This window comes from Brevundimonas bacteroides DSM 4726 (assembly GCF_000701445.1).
GTDB lineage: Bacteria > Pseudomonadota > Alphaproteobacteria > Caulobacterales > Caulobacteraceae > Brevundimonas > Brevundimonas bacteroides.
On sequence record NZ_JNIX01000016.1, the window covers coordinates 1 to 22,117 of the forward strand.

The 22,117-nt window shown below is 69.3% G+C and carries 26 protein-coding genes and 2 tRNA genes; 11 read left to right on the top strand and 17 right to left on the bottom strand.

Features of this window, described 5'->3' with window-relative positions; translation table 11 throughout:
* From tuf to Q333_RS0114015, 3 genes are all read right to left on the bottom strand, one after another.
* On the bottom strand, positions 1 to 1,001 hold a 1,001-nt coding region (gene tuf, locus Q333_RS0114005), incomplete at its 3' end, for an elongation factor Tu (RefSeq protein ID WP_029417856.1).
* 52 nt (positions 1,002 to 1,053) lie between these two features.
* A tRNA-Gly gene (locus tag Q333_RS0114010) sits at positions 1,054 to 1,127 on the bottom strand.
* Positions 1,128 to 1,203: 76 nt separating this feature from the next.
* Positions 1,204 to 1,287 (bottom strand) — tRNA-Tyr (locus Q333_RS0114015).
* A 145-nt stretch (positions 1,288 to 1,432) separates the two neighbouring features.
* Here Q333_RS0114015 and rlmB point away from each other — a divergent pair.
* The 3 genes from rlmB to Q333_RS16675 are packed head-to-tail and all read left to right on the top strand — an operon-like array spanning position 1,433 to position 3,726.
* A complete protein-coding gene (gene rlmB / locus Q333_RS16670) occupies positions 1,433 to 2,341 on the top strand; it encodes a 23S rRNA (guanosine(2251)-2'-O)-methyltransferase RlmB (protein WP_029417857.1) in 909 nt (302 codons plus the stop codon).
* A gap of 31 nt (positions 2,342 to 2,372) precedes the next feature.
* Positions 2,373 to 3,251, top strand: a complete 879-nt coding sequence (locus tag Q333_RS0114025) for a TerC family protein (protein WP_084176163.1) — start codon at positions 2,373 to 2,375, stop codon at positions 3,249 to 3,251.
* 25 nt (positions 3,252 to 3,276) lie between these two features.
* Positions 3,277 to 3,726 (top strand): hypothetical protein, encoded by a 450-nt coding sequence (locus Q333_RS16675; protein WP_051651344.1) that lies wholly within the window; start codon positions 3,277 to 3,279, stop codon positions 3,724 to 3,726.
* Here the strand turns inward: Q333_RS16675 and Q333_RS0114035 are convergent, their stop codons facing one another.
* The 6 genes from Q333_RS0114035 to Q333_RS0114060 all read right to left on the bottom strand — a co-directional run bounded on the left by Q333_RS0114035 (position 3,727) and on the right by Q333_RS0114060 (position 10,605).
* A complete protein-coding gene (locus Q333_RS0114035) occupies positions 3,727 to 4,443 on the bottom strand; it encodes a 2OG-Fe(II) oxygenase (protein WP_029417862.1) in 717 nt (238 codons plus the stop codon). It lies immediately after the preceding gene.
* Positions 4,440 to 6,143, bottom strand: a complete 1,704-nt coding sequence (gene metG, locus Q333_RS0114040; protein ID WP_029417863.1) for a methionine--tRNA ligase — start codon at positions 6,141 to 6,143, stop codon at positions 4,440 to 4,442. Before metG ends, Q333_RS0114035 begins: the two co-directional genes overlap by 4 nt.
* A 68-nt stretch (positions 6,144 to 6,211) precedes the next feature.
* Positions 6,212 to 7,570 (bottom strand): MATE family efflux transporter, encoded by a 1,359-nt coding sequence (locus Q333_RS0114045; RefSeq protein ID WP_245591553.1) that lies wholly within the window; start codon positions 7,568 to 7,570, stop codon positions 6,212 to 6,214.
* Positions 7,564 to 7,962: a DUF1489 family protein gene (locus Q333_RS0114050; RefSeq protein WP_029417865.1), complete on the bottom strand. Its 399-nt coding sequence runs from the start codon at positions 7,960 to 7,962 to the stop codon at positions 7,564 to 7,566. Before Q333_RS0114050 ends, Q333_RS0114045 begins: the two co-directional genes overlap by 7 nt.
* Entirely contained in the window at positions 7,962 to 9,968 is a 2,007-nt protein-coding gene (locus tag Q333_RS0114055) for an acetyl/propionyl/methylcrotonyl-CoA carboxylase subunit alpha (protein ID WP_029417867.1), read from the bottom strand. The genes Q333_RS0114050 and Q333_RS0114055 overlap by 1 nt, the downstream gene beginning before the upstream one ends.
* A gap of 61 nt (positions 9,969 to 10,029) precedes the next feature.
* Positions 10,030 to 10,605: a hypothetical protein gene (locus Q333_RS0114060; RefSeq protein WP_029417869.1), complete on the bottom strand. Its 576-nt coding sequence runs from the start codon at positions 10,603 to 10,605 to the stop codon at positions 10,030 to 10,032.
* Between the two features lie 112 nt (positions 10,606 to 10,717).
* Here Q333_RS0114060 and Q333_RS0114065 point away from each other — a divergent pair, with 112 nt between their 5' ends.
* Positions 10,718 to 11,119: a TIGR01244 family sulfur transferase gene (locus Q333_RS0114065; RefSeq protein WP_029417870.1), complete on the top strand. Its 402-nt coding sequence runs from the start codon at positions 10,718 to 10,720 to the stop codon at positions 11,117 to 11,119.
* Here Q333_RS0114065 and Q333_RS17770 read toward each other — a convergent pair.
* The gene (locus tag Q333_RS17770) at positions 11,116 to 11,265 is read right to left on the bottom strand and encodes a hypothetical protein (protein WP_169738150.1); all 150 of its coding nucleotides are present in this window, start codon (positions 11,263 to 11,265) and stop codon (positions 11,116 to 11,118) included. The genes Q333_RS0114065 and Q333_RS17770 overlap by 4 nt on opposite strands.
* A gap of 67 nt (positions 11,266 to 11,332) precedes the next feature.
* Here Q333_RS17770 and Q333_RS0114075 point away from each other — a divergent pair, with 67 nt between their 5' ends.
* Positions 11,333 to 12,232 (top strand): MBL fold metallo-hydrolase, encoded by a 900-nt coding sequence (locus Q333_RS0114075; RefSeq protein ID WP_029417871.1) that lies wholly within the window; start codon positions 11,333 to 11,335, stop codon positions 12,230 to 12,232.
* On the opposite strand, the gene Q333_RS0114080 is transcribed toward Q333_RS0114075, so the two are convergent.
* Complete coding sequence (locus tag Q333_RS0114080) at positions 12,220 to 12,927, bottom strand: DUF1499 domain-containing protein (RefSeq protein WP_029417872.1); 708 nt, start codon at positions 12,925 to 12,927, stop codon at positions 12,220 to 12,222. The genes Q333_RS0114075 and Q333_RS0114080 overlap by 13 nt on opposite strands.
* Positions 12,928 to 12,931: 4 nt before the next feature.
* The gene (locus Q333_RS0114085) at positions 12,932 to 14,578 is read right to left on the bottom strand and encodes a long-chain-fatty-acid--CoA ligase (RefSeq protein WP_029417873.1); all 1,647 of its coding nucleotides are present in this window, start codon (positions 14,576 to 14,578) and stop codon (positions 12,932 to 12,934) included.
* A gap of 184 nt (positions 14,579 to 14,762) precedes the next feature.
* Here Q333_RS0114085 and Q333_RS0114090 point away from each other — a divergent pair, with 184 nt between their 5' ends.
* From Q333_RS0114090 to Q333_RS0114100, 3 genes are read left to right on the top strand one after another with little or no spacing between them, the layout of a single operon-like run.
* On the top strand, positions 14,763 to 15,359 hold the full coding sequence (locus tag Q333_RS0114090) for a hypothetical protein (protein ID WP_157072471.1): 597 nt from the start codon (positions 14,763 to 14,765) through the stop codon (positions 15,357 to 15,359).
* Between the two features lie 26 nt (positions 15,360 to 15,385).
* Positions 15,386 to 16,039, top strand: coding sequence for a uridine kinase (gene udk / locus Q333_RS0114095; RefSeq protein ID WP_029417877.1), 654 nt, complete (start codon positions 15,386 to 15,388; stop codon positions 16,037 to 16,039).
* Positions 16,040 to 16,091: 52 nt separating this feature from the next.
* Positions 16,092 to 16,727 (top strand): TetR/AcrR family transcriptional regulator, encoded by a 636-nt coding sequence (locus tag Q333_RS0114100; protein WP_051651346.1) that lies wholly within the window; start codon positions 16,092 to 16,094, stop codon positions 16,725 to 16,727.
* Between the two features lie 4 nt (positions 16,728 to 16,731).
* On the opposite strand, the gene pdxH is transcribed toward Q333_RS0114100, so the two are convergent.
* Positions 16,732 to 17,406 carry a pyridoxamine 5'-phosphate oxidase gene (pdxH, locus tag Q333_RS0114105; RefSeq protein WP_029417881.1) on the bottom strand — a complete coding sequence of 225 codons (675 nt, stop codon included), beginning with the start codon at positions 17,404 to 17,406 and terminating at the stop codon, positions 16,732 to 16,734.
* A 76-nt stretch (positions 17,407 to 17,482) separates the two neighbouring features.
* Here pdxH and Q333_RS0114110 point away from each other — a divergent pair, with 76 nt between their 5' ends.
* Positions 17,483 to 18,202 carry a DnaJ C-terminal domain-containing protein gene (locus tag Q333_RS0114110; protein WP_029417883.1) on the top strand — a complete coding sequence of 240 codons (720 nt, stop codon included), beginning with the start codon at positions 17,483 to 17,485 and terminating at the stop codon, positions 18,200 to 18,202.
* Between the two features lie 12 nt (positions 18,203 to 18,214).
* Positions 18,215 to 19,300, top strand: coding sequence for a chorismate synthase (gene aroC, locus Q333_RS0114115; RefSeq protein WP_029417884.1), 1,086 nt, complete (start codon positions 18,215 to 18,217; stop codon positions 19,298 to 19,300).
* A 5-nt stretch (positions 19,301 to 19,305) separates the two neighbouring features.
* Here aroC and Q333_RS0114120 read toward each other — a convergent pair whose 3' ends face one another.
* Positions 19,306 to 19,842 (bottom strand): hypothetical protein, encoded by a 537-nt coding sequence (locus Q333_RS0114120; protein ID WP_029417885.1) that lies wholly within the window; start codon positions 19,840 to 19,842, stop codon positions 19,306 to 19,308.
* Between the two features lie 92 nt (positions 19,843 to 19,934).
* On the opposite strand from Q333_RS0114120, the gene Q333_RS0114125 reads away from it, so the two are divergent.
* The gene (locus tag Q333_RS0114125; RefSeq protein ID WP_245591554.1) at positions 19,935 to 20,216 is read left to right on the top strand and encodes a hypothetical protein; all 282 of its coding nucleotides are present in this window, start codon (positions 19,935 to 19,937) and stop codon (positions 20,214 to 20,216) included.
* Here Q333_RS0114125 and Q333_RS0114130 read toward each other — a convergent pair.
* Genes Q333_RS0114130 through queC form a run of 3 tightly spaced genes read right to left on the bottom strand, consistent with a single transcriptional unit; the run spans position 20,213 to position 22,028 of the window.
* The gene (locus Q333_RS0114130) at positions 20,213 to 20,680 is read right to left on the bottom strand and encodes a GNAT family N-acetyltransferase (RefSeq protein ID WP_029417887.1); all 468 of its coding nucleotides are present in this window, start codon (positions 20,678 to 20,680) and stop codon (positions 20,213 to 20,215) included. The genes Q333_RS0114125 and Q333_RS0114130 overlap by 4 nt on opposite strands.
* Positions 20,680 to 21,315 (bottom strand): 7-carboxy-7-deazaguanine synthase, encoded by a 636-nt coding sequence (gene queE / locus Q333_RS0114135; RefSeq protein WP_029417889.1) that lies wholly within the window; start codon positions 21,313 to 21,315, stop codon positions 20,680 to 20,682. The genes Q333_RS0114130 and queE overlap by 1 nt, the downstream gene beginning before the upstream one ends.
* Entirely contained in the window at positions 21,312 to 22,028 is a 717-nt protein-coding gene (gene queC, locus Q333_RS0114140) for a 7-cyano-7-deazaguanine synthase QueC (protein ID WP_029417891.1), read from the bottom strand. Before queC ends, queE begins: the two co-directional genes overlap by 4 nt.
* Positions 22,029 to 22,117: the final 89 nt, after the last annotated feature.

The window sequence follows — 22,117 nt, forward strand, 5'->3', positions numbered from 1 at the left end:
TAGAACTGCGGGCGGTAGTTGGTGAAGAACGGCGTGTGACGGCCACCCTCTTCCTTGGTCAGGATATAGGCCTCGGCCAGGAACTTGGTGTGCGGAGTGATCGAGCCCGGCTTGCACAGCACCTGGCCGCGCTCGACGTCCTCGCGCTTGGTGCCGCGCAGCAGCACGCCGACGTTGTCGCCCGCCTGGCCCTGGTCCAGCAGCTTGCGGAACATCTCCACGCCCGTGCAGGTCGTCTTCTGGACGGGGCGGATGCCGACGATCTCGACTTCCTCGCCGACCTTGACGATGCCGCGCTCGACCCGGCCCGTCACCACGGTGCCGCGGCCCGAGATCGAGAAGACGTCTTCCACCGGCATCAGGAACGGCAGGTCGATCGGACGCTCAGGCTGCGGGATGTAATCGTCCACCGTCTGCATCAGCTCCAGGATCTTCTGTTCGCCGATCTCCGGGTTCACGCCGTCGGTCGCGGCCTTGGCCGAGCCCTTGGTGATCGGAATGTCGTCGCCCGGGAACTGGTAGCTGGACAGCAGCTCGCGCACTTCCATCTCGACGAGCTCCAGCAGCTCCTCGTCGTCGACCAGGTCGACCTTGTTCATGAACACCACCAGCGCCGGCACGCCGACCTGACGGGCCAGCAGGATGTGCTCGCGGGTCTGCGGCATCGGGCCGTCGGCGGCCGACACCACCAGGATCGCGCCGTCCATCTGCGCGGCGCCCGTGATCATGTTCTTCACATAGTCAGCGTGGCCCGGGCAGTCGACGTGGGCATAGTGACGGTTGGCCGTCTCATACTCGACGTGCGCGGTGTTGATGGTGATGCCGCGCGCCTTCTCTTCCGGCGCGGCGTCGATGTCCGCATAGTTCATCGCCTTGGCGCCGCCGGCCTTGGCCAGCGTCATGGTGATCGCCGCCGTCAGCGTCGTCTTGCCATGATCGACGTGACCGATCGTGCCGATGTTGCAGTGCGGCTTGGTGCGTTCGAACTTTTCCTTGGCCATGGCCAAACTCCTGATGGCCCGGGTTGAGGGGCGCGTTGCTCAATCAAAAACCTGGAGCGGGTAGACGGAATCGAACCGACATATTCAGCTTGGAAGGCTGCTGTACTACCATTGTACTATACCCGCGCAGAGACGGCCTCGGGCGATCCAGCCCTCGACCGCGATCCTCATCGTCGCCTCTGAACTCTCGGATCGAAGCGCGTGGTGGGGGAAGCAGGACTCGAACCTGCGAAGCTTACGCAGGGGATTTACAGTCCCCCCCCTTTGCCGCTCGGGACATTCCCCCGCACGCGCTGGTCGATCCGAATGAACGCCCGAAACCGGTCTTTCGACCCGTCTCGAAACAAAAGACTTCGGGGTTCGGACACGCCTGCGATACAGGGAGCCAGACCCGAAAGCCCCAAGGGCTCCAAATCGGAGGGCGTCTTATAGTGTCGAGAATTCCAGAACGCAACGACCGCAAATCGGGCGGGAAAACGGCCGGTGGAGCAGGCTTTCGGGGGCGTTCGGGGCCGGGCGGCAAGGGGGCGAAGGGGGCGCTGGACAAGGGCGGATGGGCACCCGGGGCGACCGAACCCAGTTCGGCGGCGGCGCCGCGTCAGAACCGGGGCAAGATCGACGCGGACCAGTTGATCTGGGGTCGCCACCCGGTGCTGGCGGCGCTGGCCAATCCGGCGAGGAAGGGCATGGGGCGGCTGCTCGCCACAGCGGATCGCGCCGCAGAGCTCGAACGCGACTGCCTGGCGCCCGGCCGTGTGGTCGAGGTCGTCGACCTCCAGGGGTTGGAGCGCATGCTGCCCCAAGGCGCGGTGCATCAGGGGCTGGTGTTCAAGGTTCAGCCTCTGGAGGGCGTGGCGCTAGAGGATCTGGCGGAGCCGGCCCGGGGCGTCATCGTCATGCTGGATCAGCTGACCGATCCCCAGAACGTCGGGGCCATCTTCCGCTCGGCGCTGGCCTTCGGCGCGCGCGGGATCGTCGTGCAGGACCGGCATTCGCCTGTTCTGGCGGGGGCGCTGGCCAAGGCGGCGGCGGGGGCGACCGAGCGGCTGCCGTGCGCGCGGGTGACCAATCTGTCGCGGGCGCTGGAGCGGCTGGCCGATCTTGGCTGGCGGGCCGTCGGGCTGGACGGAGCGTCGGATGAGACGCTGGGCAGCGCGCTGGATGAGCGACCGACCGTGCTGGTCATGGGGTCGGAGGGCGACGGCATCCGCCGGCTGGTGGCCGAGCACTGCGACGTCCTGGCCAGAATCCCCATGCCGGGCGGCTTCGAGAGCCTGAACGTGTCAAACGCGGCGGCGATCGCGCTGTACGAAGCCAGCCGCAAGCAGCGGCCCGCTTGATTAACTGTCGCTCCCTGCTAACAGCCCGCTCATGGAATTCCTCAGCTCTCCCGAATTCGCCAGCCAGCTGACCGCGCTCGGTCAGGTGCTGGCCATCGACCTGGTGCTGGCCGGCGACAACGCCGTGGCCGTCGGTCTGGCCGCCGCCGCCCTGCCGGTTGAACAGCGCCGCAAGGCCATCCTGATCGGCCTGGCCGCCGCCGTCGTCATGCGCATCGGCTTCGCGCTGATCACCGTGCAGTTGCTGGCCATCGTCGGCCTGCTGCTGGCGGGCGGCGTGCTGCTGCTCTGGGTCTGCTGGAAGATGTGGCGCGAACTGCGCGAGCAGGCGACGCACGATCAGGCGGAAGCCGAGAAGGAGCTGGAGCTCGCTCTCGCCATCGAGCATGGCCAGGGCCCGACCCCGGAAGAGCTGGGCCTGAAGCGCAAGACCTTCGGCGCCGCGCTGCTGCAGATCATGATCGCCGACATCACCATGTCGCTGGACAATGTCCTGGCAGTGGCCGGCGCGGCGCACGAGCACCCCTGGATCATGGTGTTCGGCCTGGTGCTGTCGATCATCTTGATGGGCGTCGCGGCGACCTTCATCGCCCGTCTGCTGAACAAGTATCGCTGGATCGGCTACGTGGGCCTGGTGATCGTGCTGTACGTTGCGCTCCACATGATCTGGGACGGTTATCGCTCGGTCGTGGTGCGCACGGGCAATCTGGAACAGCACAACGCCTCGGCCCCGGCCTTCATCGACATCTCTCCCAAGGAGGTTGAGAAGTTCATGCAGGGCGTCCGGTCCGAGGACAGCGAGCTGCCGGGGTCCGGCGCGCCCCTGACCGGGACAGACGGCTCCGTCGCCCCGCCGTCCGCAGCCGCGGCGGAATCCGTGACGTCGTCGGGCTCGACCACGGCGGAATAGGTTCTTCGCGCAAGGGGGTTCGAAGATGACTTCGCTGGTTCTGGCCCTTGTCCTGACCGCCCTGTCGCCGAGCATCTCCGAACCGGCGGCGGCACCGGCCGTCATCCAGAACGCCGTGCGGGATGTTCCGGTCGGCGATCCTCTGCGCCGGACCCTGTTGGATGCCCTGCGCAGGCCAGTCGAGGACGAGGTGAACCAGCCGGTCCGGTTCGTGGTGGATAGGCTACGGGTCCAGGGGGACTGGGCCTACTATGCCGGCGAGATTCAGGCACCCAACGGCCGCGCGATAGACTTCACGCGGGCCGGATTCGACGAAGTCATCGCCGAAGGGATGTTCGACGGACCGACCACCTATGGGCTGCTGCGACGGCAGGGCAATCGTTGGCGCGTCGTGGTCCACGTCATCGGCCCGACGGACGTGGCCTATCTGGCGTGGCCCGGCGAATATGGCGCGCCGGCTTCGCTGTTCGAATAGCTATCCCGTTCCCCGCAACCAGCCGGTGACCGAGACGCGATCGGCCCCTGCGGACAGGGCGACCTGCGTGACCGAATGCGGCTGGGGCACGCGAAGCAGATTCAGGGTGTTAATGCGCGGCGTGAAAGCCTCGGATACGTTGCCGTCTTCTGCGTGGAAAGCCAGGAGCCCGCCCCAGTCGATGCGCCAGGCGGGCGTCAGGTTCAGAACATAGGCGAAGTAGCGGTTCTTCCCTTCCGCCGTATCGTCATGCTCGCTCAGGAAGTGCCCCTGCCGAAACCGCGTCAGCTGGGCGTCGGCCAAGGCGATGCGGGGTTCTCCCGTCACGTCCCGCATTAGGCCGAGGAAGGCGTCGCCGTTCAGGAAGGCGACCAGATCCGCCCAGACCGGTGCCGCCACCCGAGCTTCGGCCATGTCGTAGATGGGGTGGTTGTCGAACAGATACTGGAACTGGTCGGTCGCCGAGGCCTGCACCGTCTCGCCGAGCGTCCGGCGCCGCTGTGGATCGAGAGAGGCCAGCCAGGCGGCCGGCAGATCGACGTGGCCGGTCGATCGGCGTGTGACGATGTTGAAGTCGACGCCATCGGCGGCCTCGCGCAGGGCCTTGGCGTAGTCAGCGGCCAGAACGTCTGGCAGTTGCGCCCGACCGGTGCGTGTCAGCCGCTCGCGAACGGCCGACAGCGTTTCGGAGGAAAGCTCGCCGAGCGCTGGCGTCACTCCGCGCCTCCGAAGCGCTCGCTCCAGTCTGCGACCTGGGCGTCCTCAATCTTCTTGAACAGGACTTCGGGCGCGGAGACCGGCCGGCCGCGAGGGAGGCGTTCCAGCAACGGCGCGTCGGCGGCCGGCCAGCTCAGGTCGGTCTCGCCCACCGTCGCGGCGATCCGCTCGGCGGTGAAGGGCATGACCGGGGCGGCGATGCGGGCGAAAAGAGCGACCAAGTTCAGACCCGTGCGGACCCCGACCGCCGAACGCTCCACGTCCGTCTTGAAGGCCGTCCACGGCGCGGCTTCCTGCAGATATTCGTTGCCAAGCACCCAGACGGCGCGGATGGCCTGACAGGCCTTGCGAAACTCCATCGCTTCAAAGGCCTCGGTGGCCTCGGCCAGACCGGCGCGGACCTCAGCATCCAGCTTGGCTTCCAGAGGCCCCGGTTCGCCGCCGTCGGGCACGACGCCGTCGAACTTGGATTCCGCGAACTTGACGATGCGGTTGACGAAGTTGCCGAGCACATCGGCCAGGTCCTTGTTCGTCGTCGCCTGGAACTGCTCCCAGGTGAAGGCGGCGTCCGAGCCCTCCGGCCCATAGGCCGTCAGGTGCCAGCGCCAGTAGTCGGCGGGCAGAATTTCCAGCGCCTGGTCCATGAAGACGCCGCGCTTCTGGGACGTCGAGAACTTGCCGCCATACCAGTTCAGCCAGTTGAAGGCCTTCAGCGTATCCACCGTCTTCCACGGCTCGCCGGAGCCGAGGATGGTGGCGGGGAACGACACCGTGTGGAAGGCGACGTTGTCCTTGCCCATGAACTGGACGTAGCGGACGTCTTCGGCGCCCTCGTCCAGACGCCACCAGTCGCGCCAGGTCCGGCCGTTGGCCTCGGCCCACTCCTCGGTCGCGCCGATGTATTCGATGGGGGCGTCGAACCAGACGTAGAAGACCTTGCCCTCCATGCCGAGCCGCGGGCCGCCGTCGGGGCCTACCACCGGCACGCCCCAGAACAGGTCGCGGGTGATGCCCCGGTCGATCAGCCCTTCGTCCAGATGCTTGAGCGCGATGGAGCGGGCCAGGGTCTGCCAGTCGGACTTGGACTCGATCCAGGCGCGGATGCGGTCCTCCAGTTTGGTCTGGAGCAGGTAGAGGTGGCGCGTGTCGCGCACCTCCAGCTTGGTCGAGCCCGACACCGCCGAATAGGGCTCGATCAGATCGGTGGGGTCCAGCAGACGGCCGCAGTTGTCGCACTGGTCGCCGCGCGCCGGGCGATAGCCGCAGTGGGGGCAGGTGCCCTCGACGTAGCGGTCGGGCAGGAAGCGGGCGTCGTCGATGGAGTAGATCATCCGATCCACCCGCTCCTCGATGAAGCCGTTCTGTTCAAGGACGTTGGCGAAATGCTGCGTCAGGCGGCGGTTGGGCGCGTTCGAGGACCGACCGAACCAGTCGTAGCTGAGGCCGAACGCCTGGCCCGCCCGCTTCTGGATCTCATGCTGTTCGTCGCAGTAGATCCGCACGTCCTGACCGGCGGCGGCGGCGGCCAGCTCGGCCGGGGTGCCGTGCTCGTCGGTGGCGCAGATGTAGAGCACCGCATGCCCCTGCCCCCGCTTGAACCGGGCGTAGACGTCCGCCGGCAGCATGGAGCCCGCGAGATTCCCCAGGTGCTTGATTCCGTTGATGTAGGGCAGCGCCGAGGTGATCAGGATGCGGGACATGGGGCTCCGGGGGCGGGAGGAAGCCGACGCATATAGAGAGCGACAGCCGCCGCGTCACCTGAGCGGCTTCAGGTCGGAACGCCTCGGATCTGCAGACGCCTGGCGATCCGCACGAACCGGCCGGTCAGCAGGGTCGATGAGACCAGGCTGGCGATGATGACGGCCCAGACCAGGCCGTCGACGCCGAAGCTCTGCGACAACCACCAGCCCAGGGGCATCATGATCGCGCCATACGCGGTGAAGTGCATGATCGTCGGCCACCAGACGTCGCCCGCCGCGCGGTTGGCCTGGGCCGCGACGACCTGGATGCCGTCGGCGACGAAGAACAGGGTGGCCAGCACCAGCGCCGGAATGGCGATGACGGCCAGCGCGGGGTCGCGGTTGTAGGCGCCGATCAGCAACGGCGCGCTGGGCCAGACGATCAGAGCGACCAGCAAGGTCAGGCCGGTGACCACGCCGACGCCGACTAGGCCGTTCCGGAGGACGGCGTGGGGGTCTCGTGCTCCGTAGGCGCGGCCGACGAGCACCGCCGTGGCCGAGGACAGCCCCATGGGGATCATGAAGACGATGGCGGAGATGTTGAGCACGATGGCCCAGGCCGCCGTCTCGGCCGTGCCCAGTTGGGCGGCGTAGAGGGTCATGAGGGCGAAGGCTCCGACCTCGATGAAGTAGGACGAGCCCGAGCCGAGCCCAATGGTCACTTGCTGGCGGGCGGCGACGGGATCCCGTCGCGGCTTGGTGAAGACCCCGAGCGCGCGCGCCTCGGGCAGGCGGGCGATGTAGATCAGGAGGAAGATCGCCAGGGACGCCCGCGCCCAGAAGGTGGCCCAGGCCGAGGCCTCGGCGCCCGCGACGCCCAGCCCGAGCAGGTCGGGCACCAGCAGCAGGTTGAGGCCGAGGTTCACCCCGTTGGCGACCCACATGGCGATCATGCCCGGCTTGGGCTTGCCGAGCGCCTCCAGGAAGAACTGGCAGGCGACCGAGATCAGATAGGCCGGCATGGACAGCGAGAAAACGATCAGGGCCGGACCAGCGGCGGCGCCCAGCCCGTCCTCGAGGTTCAGCCGCTCCAGCGCCCAGGGGCCGATCACGACCAAGGCCAGCATGGAGGCGACGCCGATCTGGGCGGCGTAGACGAGCCCGCGTCGGAGGACCGCGCCCGCCTCCCCTCGACGGCCCTCGCCTAGTAGACGGGCCGTCATCACCTGGACGCCGAGCAGCAGGCCGACCGCTGTCGTGACGACCACCGAGGTCGGCGCCCAGGCCAGGGAATGCAGAGCCAGCTCGCGGCTGGCGTAATTGCCGACCACGATGGCGTCGGTCAGCCCCATGGTCATGATGCCGATCCGCGCCAGCACCACCGGCCAGGCCAGGGTCAGAAGCTCGCGGGTGGCGGCGCGGGTGGCGGGCGAGAGGGGCGTCACCACGCCCCCATCTCACGGAGCTGCTTGGCCAGATCGATGGGCAGGTCGCCGGCGTCCATCGACGACAGATCGGGCGGCGCGTCCTTGGGCTCCAGATAGCGCCAGCCCTGGAAGGGACGACGGGCCTGGGGGGCGGTGCGGATGACCTCGGGCGCCAGCTTGATGACGCAGCTGGAGGCCTTGCCCTCGCCGCGGGTGGAGATGTCGACGATGGGCATGCGGCAGGTGACCGTGCCCTTCATGACCCAGTAGATAGAGCCGCCGTCCTCGATCTCGGCGGCGCGTTTGGGCGTCATGCGGGTGTTGACGGTCAGCCACTGACCCTTGGCGGCGCGGCGCTCCAGCGTCTCGACGTGGGCGACGCCGACGCACAGCTTGATCATGTGGAGGGGCATCAGGCGGAGGCCGCCTCCACCGTGGCCAGGACGGCGTCGGCCGCGACCTGGTCGCCGACGGAGACGCCGATCTCGCCGACGACGCCGTCGAACGGGGCGACGAGGGCGTGCTCCATCTTCATGGCCTCGAGCACGACGATGGGCTGGCCCTTGCTCACGGCGTCGCCGGGCCTGGCGGGCGCCGCGACGATCTTGCCCGGCATGGGGGCGCGGAGGGCGCCGTCGGAAGCCCCGCCGCTACCCGCGCCCCGGTCCGCGACGCCGTCGCGCCAGGTCACGGTCACGGCCCCGCCGTCAGCGAAGAGGATGTCGGGGCCAGACGCGTCTCCAAAGGCGTAGGCGTAGCCGAAGCTGCGCTCGCCGACCTGAATGGTGTCGTGCAGCACTTCGACCGGCAGGGCGGGCTCGCCGACGTGCCAGGTCGCGTATTCGCCGTCCGCCAGAACCGGAGCGACGACCTTGCGGCCCGCGACCCGGGCGGCGTAGCTGGCGCGGGGCGCGGCGTTCAGACGAAAGCCGAACGTCTGGCCTGGCAGCCCCTGGAACGGCGACGACCCATCGGCGGAGCGATAGTCGGTGCGGCCGTGCCACTCGCTCTCGGCGACCATGCCGATGGCGGCGGCGTCGATCGCGGGGTCAAGCTGCGCCTGCGACAGCGCCTCGCCTTCGGCCGCGATCAGACCGGTGTCGACGTCGCCCGAGCGGAAGCGGGCGTGCTTCAGGCAGCGGACCAGGAACCCGGCGTTGGTCCGGACCGGCCAGACCTGCACTTCGGCGCACGCCTCCGCCAGCCGCGCCGCCGCCGCCTCGCGCGCAGCCTCGTGCACGATGAGCTTGGCGATCATGGGGTCGTAGAACTGGCTGACCTCGCCGCCCGCCTCGACGCCGGTGTCGACGCGGATGTCGTCGGGCAGGACGAAGTGGTCCAGGCGCCCAATGCTGGGCAGGAACCCGTTGGCCGGGTCCTCGGCGTAGAGACGGGCCTCCATGGCCCAGCCGGTGATCGACAGCTGGTCCTGCTTCAGCGGCAGGGGCTCGCCCGCGGCGACGCGGAGTTGCCATTCGACCAGGTCCTGGCCGGTGATCACCTCGGTGACCGGGTGTTCGACCTGCAGCCGGGTGTTCATCTCCATGAACCAGATGCGGTCGGCGCGCAGGCCCTCCGTCCCGTCGGCGATGAACTCGATGGTGCCGGCGCCGACGTAGTTGACGGCCTTCGCCGCCCGCACCGCCGCCGCCGTGACGGCCTGGCGCGTCGCCTCGTCCATGCCGGGGGCCGGGGCCTCCTCGATCACCTTCTGGTGGCGGCGCTGGAGCGAGCAGTCGCGCTCGAACAGGTGGACGACCTCGCCGTGGGCATCGCCGAACACCTGAACCTCGATGTGGCGCGGCGACAGGATGTATCTCTCGATCAGCACCCGGTCGTCGCCGAAGCTGGAGGCGGCCTCGCGCTGGCATGAGGCGAGGGCGTCGAGGAAGGCCGGGGCCTCGTCGACGCGGCGCATGCCCTTGCCGCCCCCGCCCGCCACGGCCTTGATCAGAACGGGATAGCCGATGGCGTCGGCCTCGGCCTTCAGCCGGTCGGGCGACTGGTCCTCGCCCATGTAGCCGGGGGTCACGGGCACGCCCGCCTCGACCATCAGCTGTTTGGCCGCGTCCTTCAGGCCCATGGCCCGGATGGCGGCCGGTGGGGCGCCGATCCAGGTGATGCCGGCGGCCATGACGGCCTCGGCGAACTCCGCGTTCTCGGACAGGAAGCCATAGCCGGGGTGGATGGCTTCGGCGCCGGTCGCCTTGGCGGCGGCGAGCACCTTGGCCTGATCCAGATAGCTTTCCCGCGCCGGGGCCGGGCCGATCAGGACGGCCTCGTCGGCCTCGCGGACGTGGAGCGCGTTCGCATCGGCCTCGGAATAGACCGCGATGGTGCGCAGGCCCATGCGCTTGGCGGTGCGGAAGACGCGGCAGGCGATCTCGCCGCGATTGGCGACCAGGACGGATCTGAACATGAGGCCGGTTTAGAGGCCCCCGCCGCGACGGTCGAGGCCCCTGCCCTGCCCCCCGCCCCGATTACTGGGCGACCGGTTGACCCATCTCGTCCAGGCCCGCCTGCTGCAGCGTCACCGGGGCGGTGGTGATGTTCTCGCGCACCCGCCGCGCGGCGTGCTCGCAACGACCGGGCAGGCCGAAGAACAGGCCGAACGCCTGGCTGCGCGCGGCATCCTCCGGCAGGGCCATCAGCGGGGTCCAGCGGGCGGTGGCTTCGGCCTCGGCGGCCTGCGCGGCCGTGCGGGTCGCCGGCGTCTGGCGCGGTGCCCCGATGCGCAGGGCCTCGCGGAAATCGGTGGCCTCGAGCGCGCCCAGTCGCATGATCTCGCGGTCCAGATCGTCGGCGCCGGTCAGGGTGCGGCCGAGCGCGATGTGCCCCTCGACCAGGGCCGCGCACCAGGCGACCAGGGGATAGTCCTGTTCCGGAGCGCCGCGCGGCAGGGGCGTCTCATAGGCGATGGCCTCGCGGGCGTTTCTCGCCTCGACCGACTCCGTCGCCTCGGTCGCGGTGGCGATCGGACCGTCCTGATCCTGGGCGAAGGCCGAGGGAGCGGACAGGACGAGGGCGGCGAAGGAGGCGGCGGTCAGAAGACGCATCGAGAATCCGTGGGTTGTTTCGACATCAGGAGCGAGCCTAACGCCTGAAGCGTGGCAATGGTTTTTCCGTGGCGGCGTGTTAGCTGGAAAACCTGAAACCGAGGAGGCGACTGTGGCCGATTTCCGACGCTTGAGCGACACCGTGCAGGTCGCGCCCCAGGTCGCCCTGTCCGACATCGGCGAAGCGGCGGCGCTGGGCGTCACAACGATCGTGTCCAACAGGCCCGACGGCGAGGATCCCGGTCAGCCCACGGCGGCCGAAGTGGCCGAGGCCGCGCGGGCGGCGGGCGTGGCGTTCGTCCATGCGCCGGTAAGCGGTTTCCCGGACGAGGCGGCGATCCATGCGGTCGGCGAGGTTCTGGCCAAGGGCGAGCCCGTCTGGATGTTCTGCCGATCGGGCACGCGATCGGCCGTGACCTGGGCGCTGGCCATGCGGCGCGCCGGGGCCGATGCCGACGCCCTGCGCGAGGCCGGAGCTCGCGCCGGCTACGACCTCAGCCGGCTGCCGCTCTAGCGTTCGACGGCGACGCGGGCGGCGAAGGGCACAGGCTCGGGATCGCCGCAGGAGTGCAGCACCAGCTGCGCCGCCATGAGACACAGGATGGCCGCCGCGATGGGCTGGAGCCGATTTGAGACAGAATAGGCGATGGCGCGGGCCATTTTGGACGCTCCGAGACGGTTTACGATCCGTTAAGGCAAGGACCGCGCCGGGCGAGCAGGAGCCGGGATGATTCCCTTCGTCAGAGACTTCGAGTTCGAGTACGGCCGCCGCGATCAGGTCTCGCCCCTGATCCAGCGGGTCATCGCGAACAATCCGGGGCCGTTCACCTTCACCGGGACGGGAACCTACATCGTCGGGCGCGACGCGCCGGGCGCGGGGGTCGCCGTGATCGATCCGGGGCCGATGGACGAGACGCATCTGGACGCCCTGTTGGGGGCGGTCGAGGGCCGGCGCGTGACCCATGTGCTTGTGACCCACACCCATCGCGATCACGCCCCCCTCGCCCGCCCCTTCGCCCAGCGGACGGGCGCGCCCATCCTGGCCATGCGCCCGCCCGCGCGACAGACCCACGCCTCTGGCGGTCTGGATGAGGACGAGGACGAGGCCTTCGCGCCCGATGTCATTCTGACAGGCGGAGAGCGGATCGAAGGCGACGGCTGGTCGATGACCGCTCTGGCCACGCCGGGCCATGCGTCGAACCACATGGCCTTCGCGCTGGAAGAGGAAAACGCCCTGTTCTGCGGCGACCACGTCATGGGCTGGTCGACGACGGTGGTCGCGCCGCCGGACGGAGACATGGCGGATTACATGGCCAGTCTCGACGTTGTGATTACAGCGGGGTTCGACACCCTGTGGCCGACGCACGGCGCTCCGGTGACGCAGCCCGCCGCGTTTCTGGCGGCCTACCGGACGCATCGGCTCGAACGCGAGGCGCAGGTCGCAGCGCGGCTGGCGGCCGGGGACCGGACCATCGCGGAGATGGTGCCCAAGCTCTATGCAGCCGTCGACCAGCGGCTGTGGCCGGCGGCGAGCCTGTCGGTCTGGGCGCACCTGATCAAGCTGGTGAAGGAGGGTCGGGCCACCACCGACGGCGAGCCCACCCTGACGGCGACCTACGGCGCCTGAAGGTTCGACACGATCGTCTGCAACAGTCCGCAGGCCTCACCGCCGTCGGGTCGCGCCTGGCGGGCCGAGACGCGGACGTCCGTCTGGCCGGGGCGGATGCGGATGACGGCGTCATGGTTGAAGCCGAACCAGAAGCCGGTGCGGGTGCCGTCGGCGCGGCCGACGCCGGAGCCCAGCACCGTGAACCCCGCCTGCTGCAGGGCGTAGGCGGCGACGCTGGGCGCGACCTGGGTCGGGACGGTCGCGGCCTGGCAGGCCCCGAAGGCGCTGGCAGTCAGGGTTGGCACGCCGGCGGCGCTGCGCTGATCCGCGAGGGTCCCGGAGAAGACCGGCGGCTCGGCCGGGTTGGTGGTGACATCGGCGAGGAGCGCGGGTCCCCCCGCGACCGGCAGGCCGTGAGAAGCGACATGGAGGCCATAGATGGTCGCCGTGACGGCGCCCGCCACCAGCCCGACCAGGGCGAAGGGCCCGGCCTTCTTCTCGCCCAGGGCCACGACGACGCCGCCTAGCGCCGCCACGGCCCCGAGCGCGGCGAACGCGAGCCCGACGCGCATGGCGAGAAGCGAATAGCCGACGGTCCAGTCCCACACGCCGAGCTTCATCCCCGCGACGGCGACGAAGGCCACGGCGGGGCTCAGCAGCGTGAGGGCCAGCAGAACTCGCGCCCAGCGGACCGCGCGCGGAGCCTGGGCCATTGGGTCAGACCGTCTCGGTCGGGGCGGCGGTCGGCAGACGGTAGTCCTTCATTCGCTCGCGCAGCAGCTTCTTGTCGATCTTGCCCGTCGCGCCCAGCGGGATGTCGTCGACGAAGACGACGTCGTCGGGCATCCACCACTTGGCGATCTTGCCCTGCAGGAAGTCCAGGTGCTCCTGCTTGTCCTGGCTTTCGCCCGGCTTGAGCTTGACGACCAGCACGGGCCGTTCGTCCCACTTGGGGTGCGCCGCGCCGATGACGGCGGCGAGCTCGGCCTTGGGGTGGCCGACGGCGATGTTCTCGATCTCGATGGAGCTGATCCATTCGCCGCCCGACTTGATCACGTCCTTGGCGCGGTCGGTGATCTGCATGAAGCCGTGCTCGTCGATGGTGGCGACGTCGCCGGTGTCGAAGTAGCTCTCGTTGTCGAGGATTTCGCCGCCCTCGCCCTTGAAGTACGCCCCGGCGATGGTGGGGCCGCGCACCATCAGGCGGCCGTAGGTGTGCCCGTCGTGCGGCATCTCCTGACCCGCGTAGTTCTTCAGCTTCAGCTCGACGCCCAGCGGCGGCATGCCCTGCTTGACCCGCCACTTCATGCCCTCGTCGTACGGCAGGGCGGCCAGTTCCGGCGTCAGGTTGGACAGGGTGCCGATGGGCGAGGTCTCGGTCATGCCCCAGCCCTGCAGAACCTCGATGCCGAACTCGTCGTTGAAGGCGCGGATCAGGCTTTCGGGCACGGCCGAGCCGCCGATCAGCACTTTCTTGACCGTGGGGATCTGCAGCTTGTGCTCGCGCAGGTGCGCCAGCAGCCCCTGCCAGACGGTCGGCACGGCGGCCGAGAAGGTGACGCCCTCGCTCTCGATCAGCTCATAGATGGCGGGACCGTCCATCCGGGCCCCCGGCATGACCAGCTTGGCCCCGGCGGCCGGGCCGGCGAAGGCTATGCCCCAGGCGTTGGCGTGGAACATCGGCACGACGGGCAGGATCACTTCCTTGGGCGACGGCCCCAGCACCGTCGACTGCATGCCCAGCAGGGTGTGGATGAAGTTCGACCGGTGGGAATAGAGGACGCCCTTCGGATTCCCCGTCGTGCCCGAGGTGTAGCAGAGGCCACACGCCGTCTTCTCGTCGAAACCGCCCCATTCGCAGTCCTCGGACACGCCTTCCAGCACCGCCTCGTAGCATTCGGCGCGCGGCAGCTTGGTCGCCGGCATGGTGACGTGGTCGGTCATGACCACGACCCGCTCCACCGTCGGGCAGTGCGGCAGGATGGCCTCCAGCAGCGGCACGAACGTCAGGTCGACGAAGATGATGCGGTCTTCGGCGTGGTTGATGATGTAGATCAGCTGTTCCGGGAACAGGCGCGGGTTCAGGGTGTGGCAGACCGCCCCGATGCCCATGATGCCGTACCAGGCCTCGATGTGGCGGCCGGTGTTCCAGGCGAGGGTCGCGACGCGGTCGCCGACCTTGACGCCCCAGCCCTTGAGCACATTGGACACGCGCTTGGCCCGGCCGTGGATTTCGCCGTACGTCGTGCGCACGATCGGTCCCTCGACCGAGCGGGTCACGACCTCGCGGTGGGGGTGCCAATTCCTGGAGTGGTCCAGAATCCGGTCGACCGTCAGCGGCCAGTCCTGCATCAAACCCAGCATCACGTTCCCTCGGAAAATGCCCCTGCTGAAGGCGAGGCTTGGCGGCAACCTAGCCGAGGTGATCACCGGCAAGCAACGTGACGCTAGGTCATCTTGGGGCGATGAAGACAGCTTCGCCGTTGCCTCTGCGTGCGTTTTGGCCTTCTCTCCCCGGCGTCGGACCCGAAACAAGGAAAACAAGACCATGCGCCTTATCGCCCGGACCGCCCTCGCCCTGACCGTCGTGGCCGCCCTGGCCGCCTGTGATCGGTCCATCGAGCCGGCCGCAGAGACGGCCGCTCCCGCCGGAGCGCCTTCCGAGGCCGCGGCGCCGGCCGCAGCCGCGCAACAGACCGGTGGTCTGGCCATCGAAGGTGAAGGGCTACGGGTGTTCGACGCCTCAGGCGCGGCGCGCGCACTGCCCTTCGGCACGCCGCAGGAGTCCGTCATCACCGCGGTGAACATCGCCGTGGGCGGCCCGGCTCCGGAACAGTCCACCAACGAGGAGTGCGGTCAGGGACCCGTCCAGTTCGCGCAATACGCCAACGGCCTGCAGCTGCTGTTCCAGAATGGAGAGTTCCGGGGCTGGTTCCTGCGTGAGGCAGGCCTGACGACCGCAGACGGGATCGGCGTGGGCACGAGCCGAGCGGACCTGAACGCGGCGCGCACCGTCGAGATCCAGACCGACTCGACGCTGGGCATCGAGTTCACGGCGGGCGACCTGGGCGGTTTCCTCACGGCCGCGGACGGGTCGGGCACCGTGGAATCCCTCTACGCAGGCGACACCTGCTTCTTCCGCTAGAGGCGCGGGGCGGCTAGAGCCCCGCCATGACCATCCTCATCGCCATCACCGGAGGCTCGGGCTCGGGCAAGTCGACGCTGGCCGAGACCGTGGCGGCGGTGCTGCCGACGGGTCAGGCGGTGCTGCTGCGCGAGGACTCCTACTACCGTGACGCTGCCTCCCTGCCCGGCTTCGATGCGGCGACGTTCGACTTCGACGACGTGGCGGCGCGCGATCACGAGCGGCTGAAGGCCGACCTGGGCGCCTTGAAGGCCGGACGCGATATCGTCGCCCCGATCTATTCCTTTATCACCCACGGCCGAGAGCCGGGTGGAGAGCCGGTGCGGGCGGCGCCGGTCGTGATCGTGGAAGGCACACACCTGCTGTGCACGCCGTCGCTCGCCGATCTGTTCGACATCCGGGTGTTCGTGGACACGCCGGCCGACATCCGCTTCATCCGACGCCTGCTGCGGGATCAGGCCGAGCGCGGGCGGACGGCGGGCTCGGTGATCGACCAGTATCTGAAGACCGTCCGTCCCGGACACGAAAGGCTGACCGAGCCGTCGCGCACACGGGCCGACTTCATCGTGGCCGATGCTACTGCCGCTGTGCGGCTCGAGGACCCGCAGGCGGTCGTGCGGCTGGCCGCACCGCTGCTGGCCCATCCCTTGCTCGCCAAGCTGATGAATTCAGAACCGTAACGGTGTTCGTCCGTATTCCGGTTGTGCGCGGATTGGTTTAGGCGTGCTGCCGATGGACTCGCACGCCACCGGCATTCTGCCCGACCTGAAACCCGGCCAGGACAAGCGACGGGACACGATCGTGCGGGAAGCCCGACGGTTCTTCATGAGCCAGGGCTATGCCTCGACCCGGATCGAGCCGATCGCGCGGGCGGCCTGCGTCTCGACTGCGACGCTCTATGCATACTTTCCGTCTAAGGAGCATCTGTTCGGGGCGGTGATCGAGAACGCCGCCGATGATTTTGCCCGCCAGATGGAATGCGTTCGGTTGACCGACGGACCCGCGCGCGAGGTGCTGACTGGCTTCGCGCTGGCCTACGCCCGTTTCATGGGCGATCCTTTTGTGCGCGCGGTGTTCCGACTGGTCATGGCCGAGCGGCCGCGCTTCCGAGAGGTCGCCCGGCGATTCTTCGACAGGGGACGAAGCGATTTCGGACGTCCCCTGATCCAGGCGCTGCAGACCCTCGCGGACCGCGGCGAGATCCGGTTCGACAAAGCGTCGTGGGCGGCGGGCCAGCTGATGGGCATGGTCGAGCATCCGGTCTTCTTCATGCCCCTGGTGACCGGCGACGAGGTGCAGGCGGAACGTTCGCCAGAGAAGATCGCCTCGGACGCTGTCGAGACGTTCCTGGCCCGCTACGGGACCTGACGCCTCAGGGCTGGAGCCGGGTCTTCGTCCAGCCCTCGCTTGAGCGGTCGAACCTCAGCCGGTCGTGCAGCCGATAGGGTCGGTCGCGCCAGAACTCCACCGAACGCGGGACGACGCGCCAGCCTGTCCAGTGGGGCGGCCGGGGCGGCTCGACGCCCTCAAACCGCGCGGTCTCGCGGGCGACGGCGGCTTCCAGGGCGGCGCGATCCGGCAGGGGTCGGGACTGGTCCGAGGCCCAGGCGCCGATCCGGCTTTCGCGAGCACGACTGGCGAAATAGGCGTCGGCTTCGGCCACAGTGACGGCTTCGACGGTGCCGCGCACGCGGACCTGCCGGCGCAGGGTCTTCCAGTGGAACAGCAGGGCCACATGCGGCTTGCCCGACAGTTGCAGGCCCTTGGCGCTCTCGGCATTCGAGTAGAAGGTCAGGCCGCGCGCATCGATGTCCTTGAGCAGCACCATGCGGCTGTCGGGCACGCCGTCGGCATCGACGGTCGACAGGGCCATCGCATTGGGATCGTTCGGCTCATGAGCGCGGGCGTCGGCCAGCCAGTCGACGATCAGGCCGATGGGCTCGGCGCGGTCGAAGATGGTTTCGTCGCCGTTGGCGGCGAGCGCGGCGGCGTAGTCGCGGGCGTATTCCTCGCGGCTGGGGCTGGGCGGGATCACGGGGCTGGTCATGAGGACGCTATAGCAAGCGGTGCCGCGGCCCGCACGGTTAACCCCGCCTTGACCATGATCGCGGCCTATTCGTCGCATGTCCGCCTCCGGCCCCTCCCTGACCGACGCCTTCGCCGTCCTGGGCCTGCACGGGCCGACGGATCAGGCGGCGGTCGTGCGAGCCTTCCGCCTGGCGGTGAAGTCGGCGCGGCCCGACCTCCCCGGCGGCGACGACGAGCGGTTCCGGAGAGTCATCGCCGCCTATCGCTTGATCCAGTCGCGCGGAGGCGTCCGCGCCGCCCTCGCCGCCCCGCGCCAGCGCCCGGCCGCCCTGCCCGTCATCGGCCTGACCCCGCATCAGGCGTTGGAAGGCGGGATCGCTGAGGTTCGTCTTGGCGGGCGGACGCTGCGTGTGCGCGCTCCGGCCGGGATGCGATCGGGCGAGCACCTGCGCCTGAGAGGCGCCGCCGACGATGGTGGGGACCTGCATCTGCCCGTTCTGATCCGCTCAAGCGAGGGTCTGACGGTGGTCGGTGATGATCTGCACATGACCTGGGACACGCCGCGTCGTCTGCTGACCGATGGCGGGCGGATCGAGATCGAAACCCATGCGGGTTCGCACGCGGCGTGGGTCACAGCCGGTCTGTCCCATCCCGTACGGCTGAGGCTGCGCGGGCTGGGCCTGCCCGCGCGCGGACGGCGCCCGCAGGGGCATCTGTTCGTGCACCTGACGCCCGCCGATGACGTGCCGTCAGCGGCCGAGGATCTGCTGGCCCGCTTCACCCGCGTCTGGACGCCGGACCGGCTGGCGGCCTAAGCGTCGCGGGTCATGTCCCACAACACCTTCGGCCATCTGTTTCGCGTCACGACCTGGGGCGAGAGCCACGGGCCGGCGATCGGCTGTGTCGTCGACGGCTGCCCGCCGCTGATCTCCCTGACCGAAGTCGATCTCCAGCCTTGGCTGGACCGCAGGAAGCCTGGCGGCAGTCGCTTCGTCACCCAGAGGAAGGAGAGCGACACCGCTCGTATCCTGTCCGGTGTGTTCGATGACGGCGCTGGGCCGGTGACGACTGGCACGCCTATCGCCATCCAGATCGAGAACGAGGACGCGCGTTCCAAGGACTATGGCGAGATCGCCCGCGCCTATCGCCCCGGCCACGCCGACGTCACCTATCAGACCAAGTACGGCGTGCGCGATCATCGCGGCGGCGGCCGGTCCTCGGCGCGCGAGACCGCCAGCCGGGTCGCTGCGGGCGCGGTGGCGAGAAAGGTGCTGGGCGACGAGGTGGTCATCCGCGCCGGCGTAGTGCAGCTGGGGCCGCACCGGATCGCGGCAGACGCCGTGGATTTCGACGCCGTCTACGACAACCCGCTGTTCGCGGCCTCGGTCGAGGCCGTTCCGGCGTGGGAGGCGTATCTAGACGAGGTCCGCAAGGCAGGCTCGTCGATCGGCGCCGTGGTGGCGCTGGAGGTCTCGGGCGTCCCTGCGGGCTGGGGTGCGCCGCTCTACGGCAAGCTGGACGCGGAACTGGCCGCCGCGCTGATGAGCATCAACGCCGTCAAGGGCGTGGAGATCGGCGCGGGCTTCGGCGCGGCGGAGCTATCGGGCGAGGACAACGCCGACGAGATGCGGCTGGGGCCGGATGGCCAGATCGAATACCTGTCCAACCACGCGGGCGGCATTCTGGGCGGCATCTCGACGGGCCAGACGATCACGGCGCGGGTGGCGTTCAAGCCGACCTCGTCGATCCTGGCGCCACGCCGAACGGTGACGCGCGACAGGACCGAGACCGATCTTAGGACCAAGGGCCGTCACGACCCCTGTGTGGCACTGCGGGGTGTGCCCGTGGTCGAGGCGATGGCCGCCTGCGTGCTGGCCGATGCGATGCTGAGGCACCGCGCGCAGGTCGGCTGAGACGGTCAGAGGGTGAGCGTGGGGAGCAGGCGCTCTCCGAGGGCGACGGCCGCGACGCCGATCTGGATCAGGACCAGCAGGCCGATCAGCGGCGCGAGGCGCGGTCGGACGCGCCTTGCGCTCCAGACGGCCAGCCCGAGCAGGATCAGGATGACCAGGGCGTGGATGGCCCAGGGGCCCACGCCCCAGGAGAGGCCGAGGCGCGCCTCGTCGTTTGGATTACCTAGGCTCGCGAAGGCGGCCAGGATCCTCATGAACAGCGCCGACAGGACGATGCCGAGGGCGATCAGGCCCGGTCGCGTGCGGATCCACAAGGCGGCGACCAACCCTTGCAAGAGAGTCACCGCCGGTCCTGCTGCGGCGACCAGATCGCGGTGCAGGTCGCTGTCATAGGCGCCGCCGCCCGCCAGGCCGGAACTGTTCGCCCGCACGAAGATCTCATAACCGAGCGCGGCCCCGGTCAGACCGTGAGCCAGCTCATGCAGGGCGAAGGTCGCCGCCACCGTCAGCAGGACCAGCACGCCCAGGCGTATCGCCTTCATTCGCCCCTCCACCTCATTGAGCGACGTTACGACGATCCCGGCCGCAGAGGCGTGAAGATTAGGTCATCTTTGGTTCACCAAGACCGTGCCACATGCCACCCATGATCCAAGCCCTGCGCCGCGCCGCCGCCCTGTCCGCCGTTCTGGCGGGCTCCTTGATGCTCCAGGGGTGCCTGGTCGGGGCCGTCGTTGGCACGGCCGGAGCCGTCGTGGGCGGAGCGGCCAAGGCGACGGGGGCGGTCGTCGGCGCGGGCGTCGACGCCGTGACCACTTCGGACGAGGAGACGCGCGCCCGCCGCGAGCGCGAGCAGCGCGAGTATGAGCGCGAGCAGCGCCGCTGCGAGGAACGGCAGCGCCAGGGACGGCGCTGCTAGAGGCGCTTCTCCACCGCGTAGTTGTGGATCGGCACGCCGGCGACCTCGAAGTCCCGGCGATGCAGGACGACGAATCCGCGCCGGACGAAGAAGCGGCGAGCCGCTTCGCTGGCCTCCGAATAGAGACGCTGGACATCGGCTGAGCGAGCGATCTGCTCCACCGCATCCAGCAACCGGTCGGCGACGCCACGGCCTTGGACCTCCGGCGCGACGTATAGGAAGTCGATGTGGCCGTCGGCTTCCAGATCGATGAAGCCCAATAGCTCGCCCTCTGCCCGGTCGGCGACGAAGGCCCAACGGCCGTCCTGCATGCGCTCGGCGAAGTGTATGGCCGACGGGCCGGCGCCGGCCCAGGCCTCGACCTGCACGGGTGCATAGTCCGAGGGCCCCACCGCCCGCACGGACCTCTGATACAGCGCGGCCATCGCCTCAGCGTCGCCAGGCGTGTACGGCCGAACCCGCATCAGCGCACGCCGATGTATTTGTGCGTCTGGACGCTGAGCCGCCATTTCGGGTTGGCCAGGCAGTAGTCGATCGCCGCAGCCGTGTTCGCCGCCTGATCAGGCCCATCCATCGGCTGCAGCCAGAAGCGGTCGAAGGCGAGGTCTTCGAAGCGGTCGGGCATGGCGAGCGGTTGCGGATAGACCAGCTTCAGCTCCTGACCAGTCGTCTGCACCACCGCCGCGGCGGCCTTGGGGCTGACGCAGATCCAGTCGATGCCGGGGGGCGCGGCGATAGTGCCGTTGGTCTCCAGGGCGATCTCGAAGCCGCGCGCCTTCAGCGCCGCGATCAGGACCGGGTCCAGTTGCAGCAGCGGCTCTCCGCCGGTGCAGACGACCAGACGCGGGTCGCCGTCGCGGCCGATCCAGAAGGCGGCGACGTGGTCGGCGAGGGCCTCGGCATCGGCGAACTTGCCGCCACCGTCGCCGTCGGTGCCGACGAAGTCGGTGTCGCAGAAGGTGCAGACGGCAGTCGCGCGATCCTGCTCGCGCCCGCTCCACAGATTGCAACCGGCGAAGCGCAAGAAGACGGCGGGGCGGCCGGCCTGACCGCCCTCCCCCTGGATCGTCAGGAAGGTCTCCTTGACCGAATAGGTCATGCGCCGGCGGTCCATTCGATCCATCCGGCGGCGCGGAGTTCGCAGGCGGGGCACTCGCCGCAGCCGTAGCCCCAGGCGTGGTGGTGCGCGCGGTCGCCGCGATAGCAGGTGTGGCTCTCCTCCACGATCAGCTCGACCAGGTCCGCCCCGCCGATACGGTCAGCCAGCGCCCAGGTCTGGGCCTTGGTCAGGGCCATCAGGGGCGTCTCGATGGGCACGGGTTTGTCGAGGCCCAGCGTCAGGGCCCGGCTCATGGCCTCGATGGTGTCGCGGCGGCAGTCCGGGTAGCCGGAGAAGTCCGTCTCGCACATGCCGCCGACCAGGAGGTCCAGCCCGCGCCGGTCGGCCAGAGCCGCCGCCACGCTCAGGAACACCAGATTTCGACCGGGCACGAAGGTGGTCGGCAGGCCGCGCGCGTCGATCTCGATGGCGCGGTCGGTGGTGAGCGCCGTCTCGCCGATAGCGCCAAAGCCGGTCAGGTCGACGACGTGGTCGGGGCCCAGACGATCTGCGAAGTCGGGCAGCGCCGCCGCCATGCCGTCGCGCACGCGCAGCCGCGCCGCCATCTCCACCGCGTGGCGCTGGCCGTAATCGAAACCGACGGTCTCCACGCGCGCGTATCGCTCCAGCGCCCAGGCGAGGCAGGTGGCGCTGTCCTGTCCGCCGGAGAACAGGACGAGGGCGGAGGTCTGGGCGGGCGAGGTTTCGGTCATGACGGGCCTGCGGTCGGCCGGACGGCCGCGCGCATGGAAAAGGGGATGGGAAGGAGCGGGTTCGTCCCTTCCCTACATCACCCCGCGTC